Genomic DNA, 1,108 nt, shown 5'->3' on the forward strand with positions numbered 1-1,108 from the left:
GAAGTCCGTGACCGTGCAGTGCGCATGACCTTGGATCGGTTGTCCGAATATCCGTCTGTTTATGCTGCCTGGTGCTTTGAGGTGCTCCAGGCCAACTGACCGTGTATCGGTAATGATGCGTTCGGCCTTGTCTCGCTTTGCCTTGCGGTTGTCGCTTGCGCGTCGTGAAGAACGCTACCAGGGCGCCAATGAGCAGGAAGATGCCGGACATATGAAGGAAAGAAGCAGATGGAAGACGAACACATGACCCGGGCCGCACTTTCCCGGCTCATGGAACCGCAGGACGCCGCCGGACTCGCCCTCGTGCAGGCGGCCAGTGCCCGAAATGCGCCGAGGATTGCCACGTGTCAGATGCCGGCAGGCCCGGCACTCGAGCAGGAGTTATAGGGTCCTGGTGGACAGCGTAGAAGTACTTGCCCTTGACCGGGCCGTGGTGCGGGTCTTACGGCCTCTGACGAGGCCGTTCATGCCCACTTCGCGCATGAGCCGATCCACGGTGTGTTTAGACGCTTCCAGGAACCCGTTCCGGCGCAGCCACTACGTCATTTCTGCCGCCCGTAGATGATCTCGGGCCGGGGGTGTCCCTTCGCCCCTAGAACTTTCAGGCTGCGAAGGGCGTCGGTGATGCGCGCGTCTTCGATGGTGCGCAGGGTTGGCAGGCGCTTCTTCCCATGCCCGGTAGGTTCATGCGGCGACCTGTAAGCCCTGCTCCCGCAGGACGGCGCAGATCGACTCGACCGCATAGCCAACAGCGCGCATTTCGTCGATAAATCGACAAATCAGCGGCGGCGAAGGTCGAGTTCCCTCGCGAAGAACATCGACGCCCGCTTCAGGATCTCGTTGGACTCTTTCAAGCCCCGCACCTCAGCCCGGAGCCGCTTGATTTCCTCCAGCTCATCACTGCTTGGTCCGGTCTTATCACCGGCATCGACCTGGGCCTGGACAACCCAGCGGCGCAGCGATTCAGGGCCGACCCCGAGCTTCGGGGCCAATGCCTTGCAAACAGCAGAGACAGACGGATATTCGGACAACCGATCCATGGTCATGCGCACTGCACAGTCACGGACTTCGGGCGGAAACTGCTTGGGCATAATCACTATCTTTCTCA

Annotated in this window: 2 protein-coding genes; one reads left to right on the forward strand and one right to left on the reverse strand. The window is 60.7% G+C overall.

The window, feature by feature from the left end:
• The first annotated feature begins 228 nt into the window (after nucleotides 1–228).
• On the forward strand, nucleotides 229–387 hold the full coding sequence (locus tag DBR22_RS20400) for a hypothetical protein (protein WP_181365267.1): 159 nt from the start codon (nucleotides 229–231) through the stop codon (nucleotides 385–387).
• Between the two features lie 392 nt (nucleotides 388–779).
• Here DBR22_RS20400 and DBR22_RS20405 read toward each other — a convergent pair.
• On the reverse strand, nucleotides 780–1,108 hold a 329-nt coding region (locus DBR22_RS20405), incomplete at its 5' end, for a transposase (protein WP_219928147.1).

The organism is Arthrobacter sp. HMWF013 (genome assembly GCF_003061105.1).
Classification (GTDB): domain Bacteria; phylum Actinomycetota; class Actinomycetes; order Actinomycetales; family Micrococcaceae; genus Arthrobacter.

Excerpts from the sequence above, each read along its gene's own strand:
- DBR22_RS20400 (WP_181365267.1), top strand. The coding sequence starts at position 229 with ATGGAAGACGAACACATGACCCGGGCCGCACTTTCCCGGCTCATGGAA.